We start from the raw sequence: 20,724 nt of genomic DNA, 5'->3' as shown, positions 1-20,724 counted from the left end.
GAGAAAAACAAGATGAAATTACAACGAAAAATCAATTTCTCGTCTACCCTGCCAGAACAATACAATCAATAATAATCCTTATGTACACTTGAGTGCATAAGGCTTATTATTCAGATAAAGACTTTAGAGCGAGTATTAGCGATAGCTACCATCGGGTTGATGCTCGAGTCCATCATAGCTAGGCACGAATGTATTATGCTTTTCTTGCCATTCACGTGACAGACGGATAGCTTCATCGATCTGATCTTGTGTCATTTCTTCGGCAAGTCTGGCCTTGTCATCAAGACCCGCAGTCCCTTGAAGGTCATAATATTTGTAGGCTTGTACTAAATCTATTTCTGTGCCTATCCCTTTTTCATAGAATTCAGCCAGTCGGGCTCCGGCATCACCACTATCACTAACGCCATATTTTGACGAAAATCCTTTTAACATCCATTGAAGGGCTGCCTCATCATCTTCTTCAACCAGTTCTCCTTGCCAGTATAGATAAGCCAAAGTTATAGAGGATTCTAAATCTCCAGCATTTCCTGCTTTTTCCAACCAACAAATTCCTCTTGGTATATCTTGTGAGACCAGTCCTTCCCACTCATCTTCACCAAGATACGCTTTTCCTAACGCTTGCTGGGAAATCAGGAATCCCATCTCGGCTGATTTTTGCAAATACTCTAAAGCTGTCTGGTTATCCTTTTCTACCCCAGCACCATTATAATATATGCGTGCAAGGGTATAGCCTGAATCCGCTACTTCATTACTCCAAGCACTCAAGAGGTATTTTATGCTTTTCTCTATATCGCGATCGACGTCCCAATTTGATGACCCATTCATATATACTAGCCCAAGGAGGTATTGAGCCTTTATAACCGACTCATCTACAGGCTTCCGTTCCACATCAGTCAATAGCTCATGAAATGAAGTCTCAAACAAGTCATGACCAGGACCATTCTCAATGGGATTCTCATATAGAACCCCCGCCATTGATAACGGCGTATAGAGAAAAAACAACAGAATAAATATTTTTCTAAAAATGTATTGTAAAGACATCTTGTTTTCTCTCATTGTCTACCCCCGCTCCTTGGAATACCACACTCAACCTCACTCCATTACCTAATGTAGAGTTATCACGAGTGCGCACTATTTCAATGCTATAGCTATCGTCCTTTGTGTTGATAGATATTGGTGCAACATTGGATTCTGGATCTTTCCCAGCCTCTAGTATTGCAAGACCGGAGTTTCCTTTCTCCTTTTTTAATTCGTATCGATACAGATTTTCTGGCCTTTCTTTTTCCCCTACATTCCCATCAAGGCTTAAAGCAATGTACACCTCATCCAGCTTTGGCACGGTTACCTTCAACGCAATCCGCTTCGCGGTGTACTCTGGCTCGTTCTGGCCGGCAATTGCCGGGTAGCCACTTACGCGGGCTGGCTGCTGCTCCGCTGGCATCATATGCGGCATCACGGCAGGTCCGGCGTTCAGGGCATTCTCCCAGGTCAGCTCAACCGTCACTCCCCTAAAGACCATATCCAGGGAAGCGCGTTCCTCATCGGCACTCTTGAACTCTTCCACCTGGCCTCTGTGATAACCCAGGATACTACGGTTGATCCACATGCCCACGGAAGGCGCCACCAGCTCGACGAAGGCAAACGCTATCACCAGCATCACAATGCCAATAATGATACCAACGGCTGGTATTCCCAAAGCAGGCACGGCGAGCCCTATCAACCCGAGAACCCCACCGGCGATGGTCGCGCCCCCGACAAGTTCTCGTCTTGAGATCAAGCTATCCGGTATGCCCAACCGTTTGCCATGAGCTGCTTCACTCAGCTTCTTGAAGCCATCGACGATAGAGAGCACACCAGCCGCCACACTCAACACCGGCTTTGCCAGCGCCCAGGCGCCGCTGCCTACCCAGTTCGCGGCTGCACTGCCACTTGGCCCTACGGCAGCCGTCCTGATGACAGCATATTCCTCGATGAGCTGCATGCTCGATGTTCCCAGGTTCACGATAGCCCCTGAGAGCTTGAGCATATCGGCGTCCGCCTCTCCTGTCAGTTCATCCCAGACAGTGCCAACGGCATTCCACGTCACCAGGCCTGCGGCAATGGTCTTGTTCATCGGCTTTTCGCCCACGATCTTTGCGGTCACGTCGCGGGCGTTCTGCCACAGATCATCGCTCCGCTTGCCGACATCCTTGGCATCAAAGATATCGAGAGCGTTACCTTGTTCGTCGAATACTGGCAAGGCGACGCTGATCAAGGCGTCATTGTCTTCCGAATTGACCGCAAAGTTACCGCCGGTACCTTCGATGAATGGTAAAGCATCATCAACATTCAGCCGCTTGCCGCTTGCCTTGGTCACATGCTCTGAGATGTAGGTCAACCAGGCGTGATATTCCCCTTTGGTCAAGGTCACTTTCTGCATCAACGGCAAGCTCTTGTTACCTTGCCAAACATCAGGATCGCCGACGTAGATCAGTTGGGTATAGCGCAGGAAGGACTTCAGAGCACTGTTTCCACCTGCGACACAAGTATGATGGCACTCATTGATTGCCAGTGCGGAAAGGGAATTGCCGGCTACCGATACCAGCAACGGCATAGTGGTCTGATACTTGTTCGCCCGTTCCTCCCGCTGCCCAGCAGGTAGTGCCTCATCTTTTTCAGCAAAGCGCTCCGCCCAGCCAAGTAACGCTTCCCTACCGAAAAAGTCGCCATCTCCAAGTGACTGCCGGTCGCTGAGCGATTGGCTGGCCATGTCCTGCATATTGAGAAACAGCATTCGTCTCAACAGAGAGTCTTCGCCATCCAGTTCTCTGGCCCACAGCATCCATACGGAAGCACTTGCCGGTGCAAGAATGCCACCGCGCAGACCGTTGGAAAGAAGGCTACTCAGGCGCAAGCCAGTCTCATAGTCGGTTTTGCTGTAACGATCCATCAAGGGTCTGACATGATCACGCAGCCAGAAGGCGTAATCCGCATCGAGGACTTCTATCAGCGCTTCGCTCTTCTCCAGTTCCTTGTAGTAGTCCTCTCTGAAACCTTCCAGTGCAGCGGCATCATAATATTCCAGCAACTGCTGATCATGGCTGTCCGCCAGGTTTTCAGCGCTATTGAGTCGATGATGCCTTAACAGCTCCAGGCGGTCTTCCTGTAAACCAAAAAGTGGCTCCCTGAGCTGTTCAGCCCGTGACTTCTGAGACTCCAGTCGCTCCAATTCACGTTCATTACCCGATGCCCTTGCTTCTTCGATCTGGGTATTCAAACGGGCCATAGCTTCATCACTCGGGCGTCTCTCCTCCTCAAGAGACTCGATACCTTGTTCATACTGCTGGTTGGCTCTCTCTACATGAGCACGTTTGAAGTTTTCCTTGAAGGCATCGATGGCCTGCATGGCAACCAGCTTCCTGCGATTATCACCGTCGCCCTGTTTCAGGAATTCATCTACCATGCCCAACGCATTATGCCGGTAGGCATTCAGTTCCTCGATGACGCCTAGTTCATCCTTGACCGCGAGAATCAGACCTTTGTCCTTCATGCCTTGCGGAGCGGCAGACAGACGTATCGTCATGACCTCCTGCAGCTCTTCGCGAGTGAACAGCTGGCGATCGCTCTTGGGCCAGAAATGCTTTTCCATGCCGGCAGCGCCATCACTGAACTCAGCGACCTGGTCCAGTTCATCGATGGTAAAGCCATAGCCAGGACCATTTCCTGACTGGGATTGCCCTGCGATCCATGCCGGAATGTTGATCTTCTGCATGTGGGCTTCACGCCACTCGGCATCGCCCTCGATCATTTTCCGGTGTTCTCTCGACCAGGGGTGTTCGGTGAAGGCGTAGAAAAGATCCTGCATGGCTTCTACGTGAGTCAGGGTGACGACACAGGCATTCAGCGCCTTGGTCTTCTGTTCCTCTTCACCCTTTTCCCGGCAATCAAAGGCGGCATCACTGACCGATGGCGGGTTGTCACGCACCGAGAAGAAGCGATACATGCCATCTTCATTGATCACATAGGAGGTCCAGTGATAGCCCTCAGGATTCGACGGGTCGTAAAAATACAGATATCCCGGTCGCAACTGGCGCAGGATGTACTTATTGGCCTTGCCGCCCTGCGCTTCTGTAATCTCTTCCTTGACCTCATCGGACAGCGTTCGCGTGCGCTCCTCGCCATTTTCCAGCGACTTGTCGAGGGTGATGTCGGTAAACGCTGCAACCCGTTCCGCCGCTAGTTCAGGAATGCCACTGTTCAGGGAAGTGCGTTGGCAGACGGCCAGCCGCACGGGAAGAATCGGCAATCCCTTGCGTTCACATGTCGGGCACCTTCCATCCTCCAGCACAGCAGACTCTCCCGCTGACGCTGCGGCATCCAGCCCGGCTGGATCAAATTCCTTCGCCATCAATCTACTCCCTTCACATCCCGGGTTATGACATCCCAGTCATTCTGTGTGAGTTGTCTCGCCTGCATTCTGTAGCTTTCTCCCCTTGCCACTTTGCGCAACATGGCCTGGATGATCGGATGACGATGAAAGCCTGCGCCATAGAAAAGCCCCTGCATGGCAAAGAGATTCGTGTCCGCTCCCGTGTTGATGCCAGCTTGTTCGGCATACTCCAGCATCCGGTCGACATCTGCGGGAGAGGCCGCATGGGGAGGTGCGGGTTTCAGCGAGTTCCAGTTATCGAGCACCTTGTTGACTCTCTCGATACGCTTGATGGCCTGCCACTGTTTTTCCGTCAATTGCAGTTTGCCTGCCCTGCGCTTTTCTCTGTGTGGCAAGAGTTCCCGCAGCTTTCCGAGATGGTCGAAATAACACCAGCTATCAATGGGCCACAGCAGACGCGACAGTTGCTCGGCATCCAGAATGTCTTCGAGCCGTTCCAGGACTCTGGGATCCTGGAATCTGAGCAGGCAGTTGCGGCCTGCCGGGCTGATCACTCTGAACTGCCTTTCCAGATAGGCCACTACCCGAAACAAGGGTTCGCTGGAGTAGAGCCAACCACAGAAAGCCACAGGCTCTACACGGCTGCCAGGTAATGCCGCATGCTCCTCGGCCACCATGCGATGAAGTTCATCGGCATGGGTGTTCACTGGCTGCAGGTAGAGCTGGTGCTGCTGGGGCTCGGCAAAGAAAGGGTTGCGTAGCAAACCGCACTCTTCCAGGGCTTCGGGTGACAGCACCCGCGCAGGTGCATCGGAAGGGTCGACCAAACGGTAGAGCCTGCCCGGTTCAGGAAACCGGGCCAATGTCGTCATCAGTACCTCTGTTGAGGCTTTTACGTTTAACTCCGCCATCATTCCATTGAACCTTCCACGATGCCCGCCCCTCTCTTTGCAGCATCCTGTTTCTTGAAGGGACACAGCTCACCATCAAACTCCGGCAGTTCAGGCATGTCGCCTTGCATGCTCGCAGGCCCGGCAAAGCTGTGCTGTGCGCCCTTGACGTCGACCTTGCCCGGGCAGTGAATCTGGATATCACCGTCCTTGATGCGGATATAGCCGCCGCCGCTGGTGAGCAGGACTTCATTGGCCGCATCGATGCGTACCTTGCCTTCGGTGGAGGTGACGATGACATCCTTCTCGGCGGTCATGGCCAGTTCATCGCTCTGGGCCTGAATATCGACCTTGCCCCGGGCGGCGAACAGCTTGATGCCGGCGTTCTGCACGAACAGGGACAGCTTTTCGCTGATGGCGGCTATCAGGCTCTTGCCTGCGGCCAGATTGATATCCTCGCCACTGGTCACGCTCAATGACTGGCCCTGGGCCAGGTGGGTCGATGCCGGGGTGCTGACGGCAATTCCTGCTGGCGAGCTCAGGTGCAACCAGGGAGCATTGAGCCGAGTGGCTTCACCGCGTCCGGCCTGACTGGCGCCCTGGGCAGTGGACTGATCCGACGTGGTAGCGCCACTGCCACTCCCTGTTTCTGCGCTTCCGTATGTGCCTTGGGTGTCGTCACCGGCCTGCTTGAGGTTGCTGCGTGCGTCGAGGGCCTCGGCATTGTGCTCGGTGGCACTGCCGCTCAGTGCATCGGCCAGGCGATACGCCCCCTGCAGCTGCTCGGTGGCAGGTTTCAGGTCGAGCTGTTCACCCGCGGCGCCGGGCTGGCCCCAACTGGTCAACAGCAGGCCCTGATTGGCACGAATGGCACCGTAGGCATCGGAACGCAGCTCGAAGCCGGTGCCGCGGAAGGCACCTCGGGTATTGCCGTTCTGGTGAATCAGGTAGCCGAGGTTGAGCTGGCTCTTGTCGTACTCGGAATTGAGCCGCACCCGCTCCTGGTCGGTAGCATCATCGAATACCAGCTCATTGAACTTGCCGCCGCGATAGGTCTTGGTCTTGAACCCAGACAGAATGCCGTTGCTGTGCCACTCGGGAGTCTGGTCGCCGTTGTACACCCGGCCAGTGATGATGGGCCTTGCCGGATCGCCTTCCAGGAATTCAACGATCACCTCCTGGCCGATACGCGGTACGAACACGCCGCCCCAACCGTCCCCGGCATTGGGCGATGAAGCGCGCAGCCAGCAACTGGAATAGGCGTTACGCTGGCCCTGGCGGTCCCAATGGAACTGCACCTTTACGCGGTTGAGGTGATCGGTGTGAATCTCCTCGTCCTCCGGGCCGACGACGATGGCCGTCTGGGGGCCATCCACCCGCGTGGGCAGATGCACCTGCGGCGAGCGATATGGCTGGCTGAGACGCTGGGCCTCGAAATCGACCAGATAATGGCCGGTGCCGGCCTGCTGGTAGTCGTCCTTGTGATAGCTGTCGTCTTCCAGCCCATGGGCCTTGCGGGCCTTTTCCAACTGAGGCTGCAGGCTGCCCGGCAAGGTACGCAGGTGCGTGGAGATCGGCAGGGCATTTTCCGCATGAATGGTCAGGCCGAGCACCAGGAACTGGCGCTCATCCTCGTGCCCCCTGTTCTTGGAATTTGAGGCATGACGAGCATGCTGGCTGAGCTCGAACCACTGGCCCGCCTGTAGCTGGCGGGCTCCACCCGCGCCCTGAAAGCGCTTGGCCTGAGATTCCAGAGCTTCCAGGCGATTGACCGTCAGGCGTTCGCCTCGCGTATAGTCACGATAGTGGTATTCGCCGGGGTAATCGTAGACCTCGACATCCGGCAGGTTGCCCTGCTCACGAATGGTGTCCAGCCCAGTACGCTTCTCCAGCCGCGGCTGCTTGTAATCGAAGGTGCCCAAGCTGACCCGGTTGGGCTGCTGGCGGCGCCTGCCGGCCCATTGGGTGATGGTATCTTCCGTTTCGGTGGCCGCCTGGCGATGAAAGCGAATGGTCTGCGGTGCCACCGCAGAGCAGGTCGCCGGGTCGTCGGTGAACACGATGCGATGGCCGCTGAAATCGTCATCTTCAGTGGCATGCTCTGCATACCACCAGATACCTTCTTGCTCGATCAGGCGACTGATGAAGTGGTAGTCCGATTCGCGATACTGAGCCTCGAACGAGCGCGGTGGATACTCGCGGCGCAAGTCGAAACGCCAGCGCCCCTGGGCAATGGCCAGAGGCTCGAACATCGCCTCGAGAATCTCGACAACGTTCTTGTCCTGGAAGATACGGCTGTCGAGGCCCAGCTGCAGCATCGCCAGCCACGGCACCAGCGTCACCTGATAATAAAATACTCCGCCATCCTCACCCAGGATGGCGGCCGACTCCACCAGGCCCGACAGCCGGCGATAATGGCCATCGGCCTGGCGTACGCTCAGCTCGGCAGGCTGCGCGATCAGGCTCTTGAGCTCGATATCGCCGCGCTGGGAGACACAATCCAGGACATAAGAGAAAGGCTGCGACAAGCGCTCTTCACCCACCAGCCGGTGGGGAATCAGGTCGGTGCTGGCCAAGGACAGCTGCAGCAGGCGTTGCTCTTGCGACAGCGATACGTCAAACGACGACAGCATGCTGTCCAGCAAGCCAGACGAGGATACGTTCTTGCGTTCTGCCATGTTGTTCAGTTCTCCTTGCCAGCAGTGCCTGCGGTCTCTTGTTCAGGCTCCGGGGGCTGCGCACAGGTTTGCAGTACCAAGGCGCGAGCGAGCTTGTCTTCACATACATTGAGCACCAGCGCACTGTCTTCGGCAGGCAGATCGGCCATTGCCAATATCAGTTGAAGTGCTGTCAGTGCCTCTCCCGGCCAGCCACACCAGTTGGCTACGCTGAGGCCACCGGTGACGATGTGCAGCCCTGGCCAGCGTTCGCTCAAGCTATTCGATACTTCCTGGCTGCTGTCTGCCGTTCTCAGTGCATCCACCACGACCCAGGAAGGCCCTTCAGGCACCTTGTCTTCGGGCCAGAGCAATTCGAGCAGCTTGTCGAGATCACCACTACCAGTGGCTTTGCTGTTACGGCCCTTGGGCCGTGGTGGACGTTCCATGACCTGAGCCCGATCAAGCTGCCAGCCTTTCAGGTCCACGTCTTCTTCCTCGGGCATACGCCGGATCAACAGTGCCACGGCAGCTTCTCCCGGACAGACACCGGTCGGCTGTTCCGGCGATCTCAGGATGCCGCGCTGGCGCAGCGCTGCGACGCCTGCTCGATTGAGCAGCGAGTCGACACTGAGCCACAGCACATAGGGCTGGCCACCTTCCTCTCCTGTCTCCAGCACCGCATGCGGATCCCATCCACTGGCAACATGACGAATATCGCCCAGGCACGCCTCGAGCCCACCTTTGATCATGGCACTGCGTATGTGCTCAAGGATCAGGCGCTGCGCTTCTGTCGAGTGCAGCGGAGCGCTCAGCACAATGTCACAACCGTTACCCTGGGGCAGATCACTCAGCAGCAGCATGACATCATGCATCAGCGTCTGAACCAGCTCATGCAGGCGCTGTGCCTTGTCTTCCACGCCCTGGGTTGCAAGGCTTTCCACCGACATGGCCTTCTTCACGCCATAGACTGGCAAGCGCTGGCCTCCCGCGTCCTTCAGATCCGGGGACAGCTCCGACACTGCCTGTTTTGGCATTTTTCCCATGGCCACCGAACCGGCGGCTGTCAGGGCGATTCCACTGATCAGGTACAGCCGGTCGGCCTGGTAAGTGAGGTTCTGCGGTGCAACCTCCTCTTCCTCGACAACAGGCGCTTCATACTCGTGCAGCAGGTCGTAGATCGATGCCCCGGACATGTCTTAGTCCTCATCCCGCCGCTGCGTGCCCAGAGTGTCGCGGATACTGTCGATGATGTGGTCTTCACGAATCACATCACGCAGCCATTCTTCCAGCGGCATGCGACCCCAGCGAACGGCTCGCTCGACCAGGTATGGCACCGGGCTGTGAGGTTCGCTGCCCTTGAAGAACTGGGCGACACCATTGAGCATTTCGAAGGCTTCTTCGCGACTTTGCGGTACGGTGCGCAAGGCCGCGCCGGCTGACGCTTGCTTGGCCGGTGCCGCGGGAGCCACCCGCGGATGCTCTACCGCGGTTTCGACACTGGATGCCGCGCTCTCATTGCCTTCTCCTGACTCGCCGCCAAGACTGACGCCACGTTCGCCGAGCACACGTTCAATCAACCGGGTACAGTCGCCAAGGACAACCGTCAGTTGGGTAAAGGCCGGGGTCTGGTCACCGAGGTGTTCAGTCAGGGCCTGATCGAGCGCCTCCAGTGCCTGCTGACAGCGCTGGATCTCATCATGGCGCTGCTTGAAGAAATCGGTCTCGGTGAGCACCACGCTGCGCTGAAAGATCTCGGCATTGATCTTGCCTTCCGACAAGGCCGTATCCATGGCATCGACATCATTGCGTGCCAGGTTCTCGACCTGCCGGGACTCCTCATAGCGATTCAGGCCATAGCCCTGACCTTCAAGCAACGGGATATCACCCACCATGCCGGCCAGTGTGTTATCCAGCCACATCAGCCGTCCCACTCGCTCTTCTTCGCCATCCTCCAGGGTCGGAAAGAGCGACTCCCAGTAACGTTCGCACAGCGCCGTGACGACACCCAGGCCGTAGGCCATGCCAACGAAGTGATGACGATGAGAAAGCCCTTCGCACAACCATCCGGCCAGCACCAGGTCCTTGCTCTGGTAGGCAAGTCCATCGGTGGACAGCGCGATGACCTCGTTCCAGTCGGACTTCTTGAGATCGGCCTGCCACTCACCTTGACTGAGGTAAGTCGGATCGGCACGCCGCGCCTCCTTGATCTGATCCATCAGCAGCGAAAAGCTCAGATCTTCCCCGGCACCGTTGTCACCGATCGGCGCCAGCAGTGCTTCGCGATCCCATTCATCGGCCATGTTCATTCCTCTTCACTGACTCTCGGCCATTGCCGTTTAGCGCTGAAAAACACCTGCGACAGCCCTGGATCCAGAACGCCGGTCATTCAAGGCGTCAACTGTTGAAAGCATCACTATTCAAGCGTTAGCTATCCAAGCCTGTTGCAGGTATTCGCCAAGCCTGTAAACACTGCATGAGCAAGAAGGCCATGGGGTTTCCCCCATGGCCTTGGGCATGACGATCAGGAGTAAACGCGGTTGCGAGTACGGTCCCAGCCACCAGTGATGTTGCCACCACCTTGGCCGTCCTGACGCTTCTGCTGGGTGTAGGTGACCTTGATACGCGCGAAGTTGAACTTGATTGCCTCGGAAGGCAGATCATGACGCGAATCGTGCACAGAATCGGTAGCACCACCAGCAGCATTCTGGGAGAAGCTGCTCATGCCTTCCATTTCAGTGGAGGACACGATGACTTCTTCCAGTTTCACTTCGAGATAGCGCACCTGATCACCGCCAGCGCGGTTGACATGCAGCGTGATCTCCTTGATGTGCTGGCCGCGGCAGCAAGCCTCGAACAGCTTAGGAGATGCCTTGTCGATGAACTTCGAAATCGCGAAGTCACTGACGTTGACGCGCTCGGCAGAAGCACCACCAGCAGAGCTGGCAGTCGCGGAAGTGGCCTGGCTGGCGCCAAACTCGAAGCTCAGCAGCTCGATCCAGTCCTTGTGGTTGGCGTCCAGACTTTCGCCCGGGATACCGTCGATTTTCAGATATGCATCAAATGCCATAATGTGTCATTCCCTAGTTTGCGATGTTGATGAGCTTGGCCCGGCGAGTTCGAAAACTCACTCCCGTGACTCGTCGGGCCCTTTTCCAGGCACGCTACCGCCAGGGGCATCCATGGCCCCGGAAGGTATGGCCTGCGGTCGTCGACCACTTCCTGGAAGTGGTGAACTTCCTTCTTTTGGCGACAATGACGCCAGTTCCTGCCCTCAGTTGAGTGCACGAACCTCAATCTCCACCCTGCGATTCGGTGCTAGACAGCGAATCCTATCGGTACGACTCATGCTGCCGTCGCACTGCACCAGGGGGCGTTCATTGCCAGCCCCGACGGCTTCGACCAGCTCAGGCGCGAGGCCCTTGCCGATCAAGTACGTCCGTATCGTTTGCGCCCGCTCCAGCGAGAGACGCTTGTTGGCCGATGCCGAACCAATCTGGTCGGCATGCCCGGTAATGGTGATGCGCCCCACATTGGGGGTATTGCTGAGCCGCTCTGCAATGCGATTGAGCTGACGCTGCCCTTCACCCTGCAGGCCGGCAAAGTCCGCACGGCCGAAGGCGAACAAGGTGTCGGATTCCAGGGTGATGGTTTCCACGGTGCGCAGAGAACGATCCAGCAGTCCGTCGATGTAATTGCGGCTCGACGAGATGAGGAAGGCGTTGTCATCGATGCGAGGCACATCATCGGCATGCACCTGCTCGGCATAGAAGTCGATCTGACGGCTGGCATAACCGAGATCACGCGGGTCGCGCTGACCATCACGGGCCTGGGTGATGGACGGATACCAGTAATCCGGCAGATGGGCCCGCAGCAAGTCAGCATCGATCTTGTCCCGCGGCGTGCGTGACAGCTCCAGATAGGTACCCAGCGTGGCATTGCCGAACCCGGCCAGCGCCTGGGGCGAATTGTCCGGCGGCAAGGCATTGGGTTCGACACTTTCGATATCGATGGCCGTCATGCGCTGGCCTTCACCGGAGCGATACACCGGTATGGTCGGAAGCACGAACAGAGACTGATTGAGGTTATCCGCCACCGGATCGAGCATGTCGCGTTTCAGGCGCGTGAAGTAGGTGTCACGGATGACTGGCTCCACTTCATCTCCCTGATAGAGACCAAAGCCCATGGACCAGGGAACCCCCTGTTCATGACGTTGGCTATAGGTCTGGGCCACACCACGAAGGGCGTCCAGTGTCTCCCACTGGGTATACGCTGTATGGTCGGTATCCGATGCCTTGGCCTGCGCCAGCGTTGCGTCAATGGCACTGAGCTCGTCGGCGTTGTGGAAGAAGGACACGCCCCAGGCAATACAGAGCGCCAATGCCGCCGCACCAGCCGCCCAGCACCAACGCAACTGACGTCGACGCGCGCCATTAGGGCCAGCATACAGGCCGACCAGGTGCTGGTCGGGCAGGATGACCTGGGAGAACAGCCCTTTCACGAACAGGCTCTTGCCATCCCGGTTGGCACTGGCAGGACGGGCTCCGGAAAGTGCGAAGCGACGCTCGACGTTCTGCGCATGTTCGCCCAGGGCCGGCTGACCATCGGACAGCGCACTGGTGAAATAGAAACCACGCAACAGCGGTGATGACTGATAGGGGTTCGACTGCAGCAATGCGCCGACGAAGTCCGATAGCAATGGCGACAGAGCACGCAGCTCCAGCGGGAATTCCAATGCGGCAGGTTCAGCACGGGTATGCTGGATATCACCTTCGATCAAGCGTTGCGTGCCGATGGCCTGGCAACGCACCACCATGCGCTTGAGCGCCGTGGAGAAACGCTGGCGCCAGTCCGCATTGGCAAAGTCCTGATGAGGGAAGGACATTCCCAGCACTTCTTCACGCTGGGCTGGGTCCAGTTGCTCATGGAACTGGCGGAAGCCAGGAATCAGGTCACTCTTGGTGAAGACCAGATAGATGGGCAGTACCGTACCCAGCAGCTCGTGAGTCTCCTGAATGCGCTCGCGCAGGCGGCGAGCCAGTACATCACGCTGACTGGCAGAACTGTCGATCAACTCATCGGCGCTCACGGCCACGATCAGGCCATTGAGTGGGCGGCGTGGACGATACCGCTTGAGCAGATCAAGGAAAGCCCGCCACTTGCCGGCTTCTTCCTCATCACTGATATAGCGACCAGCGGTATCCAGCAACACGGCTTCGCTGCTGAAGAACCAGTCGCAATGACGGGTACCACCGACACCGGCAACCCGGGCACTTTCACGGTCGGCGAATGGAAAATCCAGGCCGGAGCGGTAGACCAACGTGCTCTTGCCTACCGCGGGCTGACCAATGACCAGGTACCAAGGCAGGCGATACAACAGGTCACGCTTGCGCCCTTTGCCACCCTGCCCCTTCTTCATTCTCTCCAGGGCATTGAGCAGACGCTCACGCAACAGGCTGACCTCTTCGCGATCCTCCGGGGCGGCTCCCAGCACCGCATCGTCGGCATTCTGGATCAGCAGGGACTCTACATCGTCCTTCTTGTCGCCTACACCTCGATAGAGCAGCAGCAGATACAAGGCCGACACCACCAGGAAGACCACGATACCCACCAGCAGGCTATCCAGCGAGGAGAAGCCCATCAGCGCCCCCAAACCCCAGATCACGAAGATCAGCAGGAAGAAGGCCACGCCCAATACATAGGGACGATATTTCACGAAGTAATATTTCAATCGGTTCATCACAACGCGGGTCCATCCATTCGCATAGCGTTCTCCTCACCGGGAAACCGCGTTATATAAGTACCCATGTCCAACTCCGCTGAAGGCGGCTCCACAGACGCCCACTGCGGATCGAAATGCTCGAAGGACTCCAGGACATCAAAGCGTGTCTCCTGCGGCGCCACTCCCGCCAACAGTCGAAAGGCCTCTCTATCGGTACGAGCAAAGCGCCATAGATGAGGACGCATGAAATCATCCACCAGCAGGCTGGCCTTGGCCCTTGGGCCATTTCTATCCAGCCAGTGCAGCCACAGATCCGCGGCCGGGCGCTTGAGCGCACGTTCGGCGGGCAATGGCATGACTGCCTGCAACGCCTCACCCGCCAGCAGGCGTTGCCGCAGACCTTGCATGCGCAGGGCAAAGGCACTGGCAACGAACTCCGGAAAGCCGGGGTTCAGTGCCCGCGACAGATCGCTGTAACGCACATCCTCGAGAAAGCGCTGCAACAGGCGTTGCTGCAATTTCAGGTCGCCCTCGCCCAGTTCGCGTAGCTCTTCCATGGAGCGATGCAGTTCCTGCACGCCGGCATCACCATGAATCAGGCGCTGCAAAAGCCCTCGCAACTGACCACAAAAGGTCTCGCTCAGGGTGTGCACTCCCACACTGCCTTCCACTCCGGGTGCGACGCCCAGGCGCTGGAAGACCAGCAAGGGATAGCGCCGGCCACTGGCATCTCGCGAACTCTGCATTCCGCCCAGAAGCCAGTGGCCATTGCTTGCGCGGAAATGGAAGAAACACATCGGCAGGGCATCGAAGCGCTCATGCCAGCCGGCATCGCACTCGGCCATCCAGGCTAGTGCATCCTGCAGCCAGCTATCTAGCTCACGCACATCCTTGTAGGCAGCGTTATGTGCTACGAAGTCGGCGCTTCCCGGCACCTTGCCGAAATACCCGATCATCAAGCAGCCTCCTTGCGCTCTGCCATTGCCATGTTCTGCTCTTCCATCCTTATCGAATCCATCTACGCTATCGAGCTCCCAGCGCAGGAATGCGCAGGCGCCGGACCTTGTCGAGATCAGTCAGTTTGACGCCACCGAAGTTACGCACCGTGATGCTCACAGGCCCCACACTGGTGTACCAGGTCAGACGCTGACGCACGTCATCGAGGTTGGCCACATCGGCGGAGTCCACCATGCGCAGCAGCCCCCAGCGGGAGGGAAAATCGAATACCTTGACCCGAGTACCGCCAAAGGTCATCACATCCATCCGTGCCCCCGCCTGGCGTCCATCGCCTGGCCAGGTGAAACGCTGCCAGGACTGAGGTCCATTGCGGTATTCCAGTTGTTGCCCGTCCAGCGACAGAGTGATGGCAGTGAGATTGGGAGATGGTTGGATCATGATCTCGAATCCATTCTCCACATCCGCCAGGCTATCGAGCACTTCCCCTACGCCGGTACCCTGGGCGATGGTGGCAGTGATCAACGGGTCGACCAGAGGCTCGCCATTGCGGTTGGCTTCCGCCAGGTTGCCTACCTCGTTCTCATCGAAGCTGGCCAGCAGGCCGGAATTCGGATCGACGAAGTGACGCAAGTCGCGAACCGAGGCCTCATTGCTGGAATTGCTGACGGGATAACGTCCTCCCACCATCTTGTTCCAGGGCCTCGAGATCTGTTCACCCCAGGCACCAGCAAGCTGGCCGGATATCGGGCCATCGAGGCTGGCCACGGCAAAGTCCACCGGGTCGCGGAACAGACGCTGCACGGACTGCACCAGTTCGTCACGCGAAGTGTCGATATTGGCTGCCACATAGTTGTGCAGCTCGGTGATCTCGTTGGGACGGCCACCAATCACATCACTCACCAACTGCTTGGTGCGCTTGCCGACATCGCCGCGTTCCAGGCTATCCAGACGCACCTTGAACTGACGCAGCAGCAACAGATAGCGATCCATGTGCGTAGCATCGTCCTCAGCACCGGCATCGGTGCGGAACAACTGACCCACAGGCTCGAAATGGCGTGCCAGGATGCCATCATGAATCGAAGGCATGTCACTGCTTTGTGCCAGCGCCTGTTCAGCCATCTGGTCTGATCCGCTCACCCAGTTCATGGTGCGCTTCCAGAAGCCTGGAGAAGTGCTGTCCTGCGGCGCCTTTTCCTCACTGTCTCCGCTTGCCTGGCGCTGCTCGGCATCAGGATTGTCCCAACGCGTGTTGGCATCCACGACCTGTAGCAGGATCTTGAGCGGAGAGCGCTGATAGTCGCTCAATTGGGTGAGATTCTTGCGCGACGCTTCCAGCCCTTCGAAACGACGTACCCCAGCACCGGCCAGGAAGCGTTCCCAGGCATAGATGTAGTCACGCTTGTAGCGTGCCAGCACTGCCCGAGCAAACTGAGCCTTGCTTTGCACGGCATCCAGTTCGGAGTCCCCTTCCAGCACCCAGTCACGCTCCACATTCAGGTCTGAGGCCAATGTCTTCGCCAGTTCAGGCTGGACGAATTCCTGCCACACCCGTTGGGTGAAGAAGGCAGGTACCGCTTCTCCGGAATACATCAACGGCAGATCGGCCTTGGGCAGGATGTCGGACAGTGTCAATGCGGGGAACTGTTTCTCCGCTGCCAGACGCAGGCGCAGATACTCCCGGTCCGCTGGCGATGCCTGCACCAGAAAGGCCTTGAGATTGGCACGTGCCTGAGCCACCAGACGCTCGTCCCTGTCCAGGGCCGGTGCCTTGCCCTCTTCCAGGTAAGCCGCATACAACGCCACGTTGTCACTGATCAGCTGGTCGCCCTGGGGCACTTGACTGTCATGCTCGGCCAGGCGTTGCCAGGCTCGCGGCAACGCTTCCTTGACGAAGTCCACTTCTGGATGAGCTTCAGGATCAGTGAGCACCAGATAAAGCTTCAATGCGTCGTAGGCATCGATTAGATCGGAAACCTGACTGGGTTCAAGCTCGCTGAGCGCAGCCGCCGAGAATGACGGACCAATCCCCGACAGGGCTTCGCTTTCTGCCAACTGTTCTTCCAGTCCACCGTTCTGGGCATTCTCCCAGGCATTGCGCGCACCTTCGCGCAGCGCTTCACGTCCATCGGAACGCGCGCTCCAATAGGCATCATTGACACTGCCACGCAGGCGATAGTCGGCTTCACCACGCAGGCGACTGGCCAGCTCACCAGGAGAGCGCGGCACGCTGCCCAGGGTCGGACGCTGAGTCAGGCGGTCCTGCAGACGTTCGCCTGTACGGTCCAGCATCTCGCTTCCCTGGCCTGCGGCATTGGCCAGGTAATCCTGCTGATCCAGGTTATCCGCAGCCGCAGATGGCAGTTCAACGTCGAGCCCCAGGGAATCCGCCAGCGCCCCGACCTCGGCCAGTTGCTGTCCCAGATTGGCCGCGATGGGCGCCAGAACCTGGCCTTTCAGAGCAGAGAAATAGGTGTCTTCCAGATCCGGACGGAGCTTGTCACCACTATCGAGGCCGGCATCCTCCCATAGCGCCACTCCCTCGCGCTGCTGCTGGTGCAAGCGCGCCAGCTCTCCCTGCAGCGTCTCGAGCTTGGTGGCATCGTCAGCCTGCTCCACACTTGCCAGCTGTTCCTCGAAGCTCATCAGCCCTGCACGGTTATTCCAGAAGGCATGGGCCATCAGACCGATAACACCCAATCCTGCCAACACCCCTGCCCCCACCAGCCAGAGATGGAGAGAACGTCGACGGCCATTACGTGAGTGATGTTCCACCAGGTTGCGATCAGCAATCACCACATCGCGGAACAGCCCCTGGATGAAGTAACTGCGTTCACCCCGCGCCTGTGATGCCGTCTCCGTGGTTCTGTTCAAGGCAAACATCTTGCTGGCTGCTTGATTGAAGACCGGCGCGATGACATCACCACGCTGCAATGCACTGGTGAAATACAGGCCACGAGCCAGCGGTGCGCTGTCCGGGTTATGACGCAGGTCGAACGGTTCGAGGAAATCCATCAGAGGATTTCTGATCTCATTCACGTAGTCCGGGAAACGCAACAGTTCGCTGTTGGCCTCCAGCCCACTCTCGATGACCCGACGATCCACATGGGCACGCAAGGAAGCTATCAAAGACTCGAAGCGCTCGGAGAAAGCCTGGCGCATACCCTTGCCGCGAATTTCCGCCAGAGAGAAAGACATCCCCCAGGGGCGCTGGCGTGCATCACTGTCCAGGCGTGAGAAAGCCTCGACAAACCCCGGCACCAGGTCGGCCTTGCTGAAACACAGATAGACTGGCGGAGCCGCATCCATCGCCGCGTGGTATTCGTCGATACGCTCGATCAATTGCTGAGCCAGGGCGTAGCTATCCTCCCGAGAACCACGCAGTAACGCAGGCAGATCGACGACCACCACCAGGCCATTGATCGGGTTACGCTTGCGTCGCTTGGCCAGCAGCTTGAGGAACTCGGCAAACTCTTGGGCAGGCTGTTCCTCGGCAATATAACGCCCGGCGGTATCAATCAATACCGCGTCATTGCCGAAATACCAATCGCAATACTGAGTGCCGGTTTCCGCGCCAATCCCCGCCACACTGGTATTGAGGCCGGAACGGCTCAGCAGTGATGTCTTGCCCGAGGCCGAGTGACCGAGCACAAGGAACCAGGGCAGTTCGCTCAAACTGCTTTTACTGCCACCGCGCGCCTTGAGCATGCCCAGCGCAGCCTTGAGGCGTTCGCGCAGGACCTCGTAGTCTCCCGACTGCGAGGCCGCACTGGCAGCCTCCCGGTTGACTTCGAGCGTGACCAGCTCTTCGATGCCCCTGTCGGCACGCACCTTGCGATACTTGCGCAGCACCACGGCCAGCAGCCAGACAGCTGTGAGCAGGGCCACGGCAATGGCCAGACGCTGGGGACCGCCACCGAGTCGTGGAATCCACCACACGCACAATCCGACACCGATCAGCCACAGCACGATCGATACCAGCCAGAAACTCTTCAGAACTCCTAGTAATCGCCTCATGACACGCCCCTAGGAGCCATCGAACAGAGATTGCAGAGACTCGACCAACGCATCGACACGAGCGTCGAGAATGCCGCCGAGAATCAGGTAGACCACACCACACAGCAGGGCAATCAGCACGAGATAGACCCATACCGGGACTTCGTAGCGCAGCAGTTGCCCTACCTGGTCAGGCAGCTTCCAGTCAGGAGCCAGTTCCTGAGGCACCTTGCGATAGCGTGCAATGTCCTGTCCCAGGGTATTGGCGATATAACGCAGTTGGTCGCGGTGCTCGAGACGGAACTTGCCCTCGAACCCCAGCGCCAGGCACAGATGGTAGACCTCCAGCACATCCAGATTGCCCTTGACGTCGCTGCGCAGGGCCTCGAGGCGCTCGAAGAAACCTTCGCCTGCCAGGTGCACGCCAAAATACTTGTACTGAAATGGGTGCAGTTCGATGTGGTGGCGAATATTGCTTTCTACCGCGCCAAGCACACTCTCATCGAGGAAGGCACACAGCGCATACTGGGCATCACGGAACTGCTCCAGGGTATAGCCGGCCGCCAATGCTCTTTTTTCCAGGTCCTGGAAGTAGTTCTCGACCCGCTCGAGAAACTCGTCGACGCCTTGTGCTTCACTGCCACGCCGGACCATGAGCACCATGGAAAAGAAGTCCTGAGTCAGGGTACGCAGCGTTGCCTGGGTACTATCCGTCGCATCCTGCTCCTGGGTATGGTCTTGGTTCGCCACGTACTGGTTCATTTCAGCACCGCCATGAGTTCAATCTTGAGATTGGTAAAACCGCCTGGGACGTAGAAGGAGATGGCCTGCGCTGCCATCATTCGCTCGTACATCCGCCCACGCGGTTCGAGCGCGAAATAATGGTTGTCCAGACGCACGGGGATGGCCACCGGCAGACGGCTGGCATGCACCAGGGTGCCGCCCGGCATGGCACTGTTGACCACGACTTCGATGTCCTCCGGAGAGCCGACCTTGAAGGCACGGGGTACCAGCTCGATCAGCTTGGCGCCCGGCATGTCCGCATGTACGCAGACATAGAAGTCCGCATCAGCCAGGCGTGGATCGTTCAAGCGACCGACATAATAGGAAGGCTTGGTCTGCTCCAGGGCAATGGGGATGTACTGATTGGGAACGACCGTATCGAGCAGTTCCCGAGCCATGCTGTCCAGCAGGAAGAGCGAAGCTGCCGGATCTTCATGGCGATACATGGGCAGATCGCTGAGCCGATGACTCATGGAGAAAGTCATCAGGCTGGCGACCAGGTCGTTGAGGAAGCGGAACAACTGCTCAGGGTGCAGTCGCGGATGCTGGAGCAGGTGCGCCAGATCGGGGTAAGCCCGATTCACCGTGTACAACAGCCAGAACAGTGTGACGTCACTGGAACCGAACTCGGCGACCTGGTCCGCACGTTCTCGCCGACGGCTCGAAAGTGCCTCGTTCTTGGCCTGCAGCACACCGATCAGACGCTGAGCCAGGGACAGCAGAGTATCATTACTGCTCAGGTGCAGGCACGGTGGCACATAGTCCCGTTCTACGGAAAAACCACCTGCAGCGTTGCGCTTGAGCACCACCAACGGGCAATGACTGGTGCCATCCAGGTCGTCCCCTTCCAGCAGCAGCAGGACATTCAGCTCCAGCAGGGAAAGCTCGTTTTCCACTTCACCCTCAAGCAGGTCCGGCACATGCTCGAAACGCTGTCGAAAACGGCGGTTATTGCCACGCCGGTGCTGCTCGTCCACCACATTGGGCGAATGCAGCTCGACCAGACGCAGAGCCGCGTAGATCTTGCACTCCGCTGTGCCATTCAGCTCGCCAAGGTCCCGCGCCGGGGGCAACGGGTCATGCTGTGGAGCATCGACCAGGGTGCCATCGGGGAATACCAGCTTGAGCCGGGTCAGTTGCAAACGTCCCTGAGCCAGAGCGTCTTCATCCACGACCAGCTCCTGCACCCCCCAATTGAAGGCGCCCCCTCGCGCACTGACTTCGCCGAGCTGGTGTTGGTGGTACTCGTCCTGATACTGAAAGTGTTGCGGCTGAAGGAACATGCCTTCCGACCACATGACACGGTTATGCTTGCTCACTGATCCCTTCCTTCCTGGTCGCTCACCGCTTGTG

General features: G+C 57.9%; 12 protein-coding genes. All 12 read right to left on the bottom strand.

Going from position 1 to position 20,724, the window contains the following annotated elements; translation table 11 throughout:
* Window positions 1-135 precede the first annotated feature (135 nt).
* The 12 genes from E4T21_RS08270 to tssK all read right to left on the bottom strand — a co-directional run bounded on the left by E4T21_RS08270 (window position 136) and on the right by tssK (window position 20,690).
* Window positions 136-1,041 (bottom strand): tetratricopeptide repeat protein, encoded by a 906-nt coding sequence (locus tag E4T21_RS08270; RefSeq protein ID WP_205423476.1) that lies wholly within the window; start codon window positions 1,039-1,041, stop codon window positions 136-138.
* The gene (locus E4T21_RS08265; RefSeq protein ID WP_149284543.1) at window positions 1,019-4,387 is read right to left on the bottom strand and encodes a T6SS effector BTH_I2691 family protein; all 3,369 of its coding nucleotides are present in this window, start codon (window positions 4,385-4,387) and stop codon (window positions 1,019-1,021) included. The genes E4T21_RS08270 and E4T21_RS08265 overlap by 23 nt, the downstream gene beginning before the upstream one ends.
* A complete protein-coding gene (locus E4T21_RS08260; protein WP_187775134.1) occupies window positions 4,387-5,241 on the bottom strand; it encodes a DUF4123 domain-containing protein in 855 nt (284 codons plus the stop codon). The genes E4T21_RS08265 and E4T21_RS08260 overlap by 1 nt, the downstream gene beginning before the upstream one ends.
* 38 nt (window positions 5,242-5,279) lie before the next feature.
* On the bottom strand, window positions 5,280-7,937 hold the full coding sequence (locus E4T21_RS08255; protein ID WP_149284541.1) for a type VI secretion system Vgr family protein: 2,658 nt from the start codon (window positions 7,935-7,937) through the stop codon (window positions 5,280-5,282).
* A gap of 5 nt (window positions 7,938-7,942) precedes the next feature.
* The gene (locus E4T21_RS08250; protein ID WP_149284540.1) at window positions 7,943-9,112 is read right to left on the bottom strand and encodes a hypothetical protein; all 1,170 of its coding nucleotides are present in this window, start codon (window positions 9,110-9,112) and stop codon (window positions 7,943-7,945) included.
* A 3-nt stretch (window positions 9,113-9,115) separates the two neighbouring features.
* Window positions 9,116-10,219 (bottom strand): type VI secretion system protein TssA, encoded by a 1,104-nt coding sequence (gene tssA / locus E4T21_RS08245; protein ID WP_240349333.1) that lies wholly within the window; start codon window positions 10,217-10,219, stop codon window positions 9,116-9,118.
* A 221-nt stretch (window positions 10,220-10,440) separates the two neighbouring features.
* On the bottom strand, window positions 10,441-10,986 hold the full coding sequence (locus E4T21_RS08240; RefSeq protein WP_149284538.1) for an Hcp family type VI secretion system effector: 546 nt from the start codon (window positions 10,984-10,986) through the stop codon (window positions 10,441-10,443).
* 204 nt (window positions 10,987-11,190) lie between these two features.
* Window positions 11,191-13,656, bottom strand: a complete 2,466-nt coding sequence (gene tssM / locus E4T21_RS08235; protein ID WP_149284537.1) for a type VI secretion system membrane subunit TssM — start codon at window positions 13,654-13,656, stop codon at window positions 11,191-11,193.
* Window positions 13,656-14,594, bottom strand: a complete 939-nt coding sequence (tagF, locus tag E4T21_RS08230; protein ID WP_149284536.1) for a type VI secretion system-associated protein TagF — start codon at window positions 14,592-14,594, stop codon at window positions 13,656-13,658. Before tagF ends, tssM begins: the two co-directional genes overlap by 1 nt.
* Window positions 14,595-14,661: 67 nt before the next feature.
* The gene (locus E4T21_RS08225) at window positions 14,662-18,609 is read right to left on the bottom strand and encodes a type VI secretion protein IcmF/TssM N-terminal domain-containing protein (protein WP_149284535.1); all 3,948 of its coding nucleotides are present in this window, start codon (window positions 18,607-18,609) and stop codon (window positions 14,662-14,664) included.
* Between the two features lie 9 nt (window positions 18,610-18,618).
* On the bottom strand, window positions 18,619-19,338 hold the full coding sequence (gene icmH / locus E4T21_RS08220; protein WP_240349332.1) for a type IVB secretion system protein IcmH/DotU: 720 nt from the start codon (window positions 19,336-19,338) through the stop codon (window positions 18,619-18,621).
* Window positions 19,339-19,346: 8 nt separating this feature from the next.
* Window positions 19,347-20,690 (bottom strand): type VI secretion system baseplate subunit TssK, encoded by a 1,344-nt coding sequence (gene tssK / locus E4T21_RS08215; protein WP_149284533.1) that lies wholly within the window; start codon window positions 20,688-20,690, stop codon window positions 19,347-19,349.
* Between the last annotated feature and the right edge of the window lie 34 nt (window positions 20,691-20,724).

The organism is Halomonas binhaiensis, from assembly GCF_008329985.2.
Lineage (GTDB): Bacteria > Pseudomonadota > Gammaproteobacteria > Pseudomonadales > Halomonadaceae > Halomonas > Halomonas binhaiensis.
The sequence above is the reverse complement of the archived record's forward strand: the minus strand, read 5'-3'. Positions and strand labels throughout refer to the sequence as shown.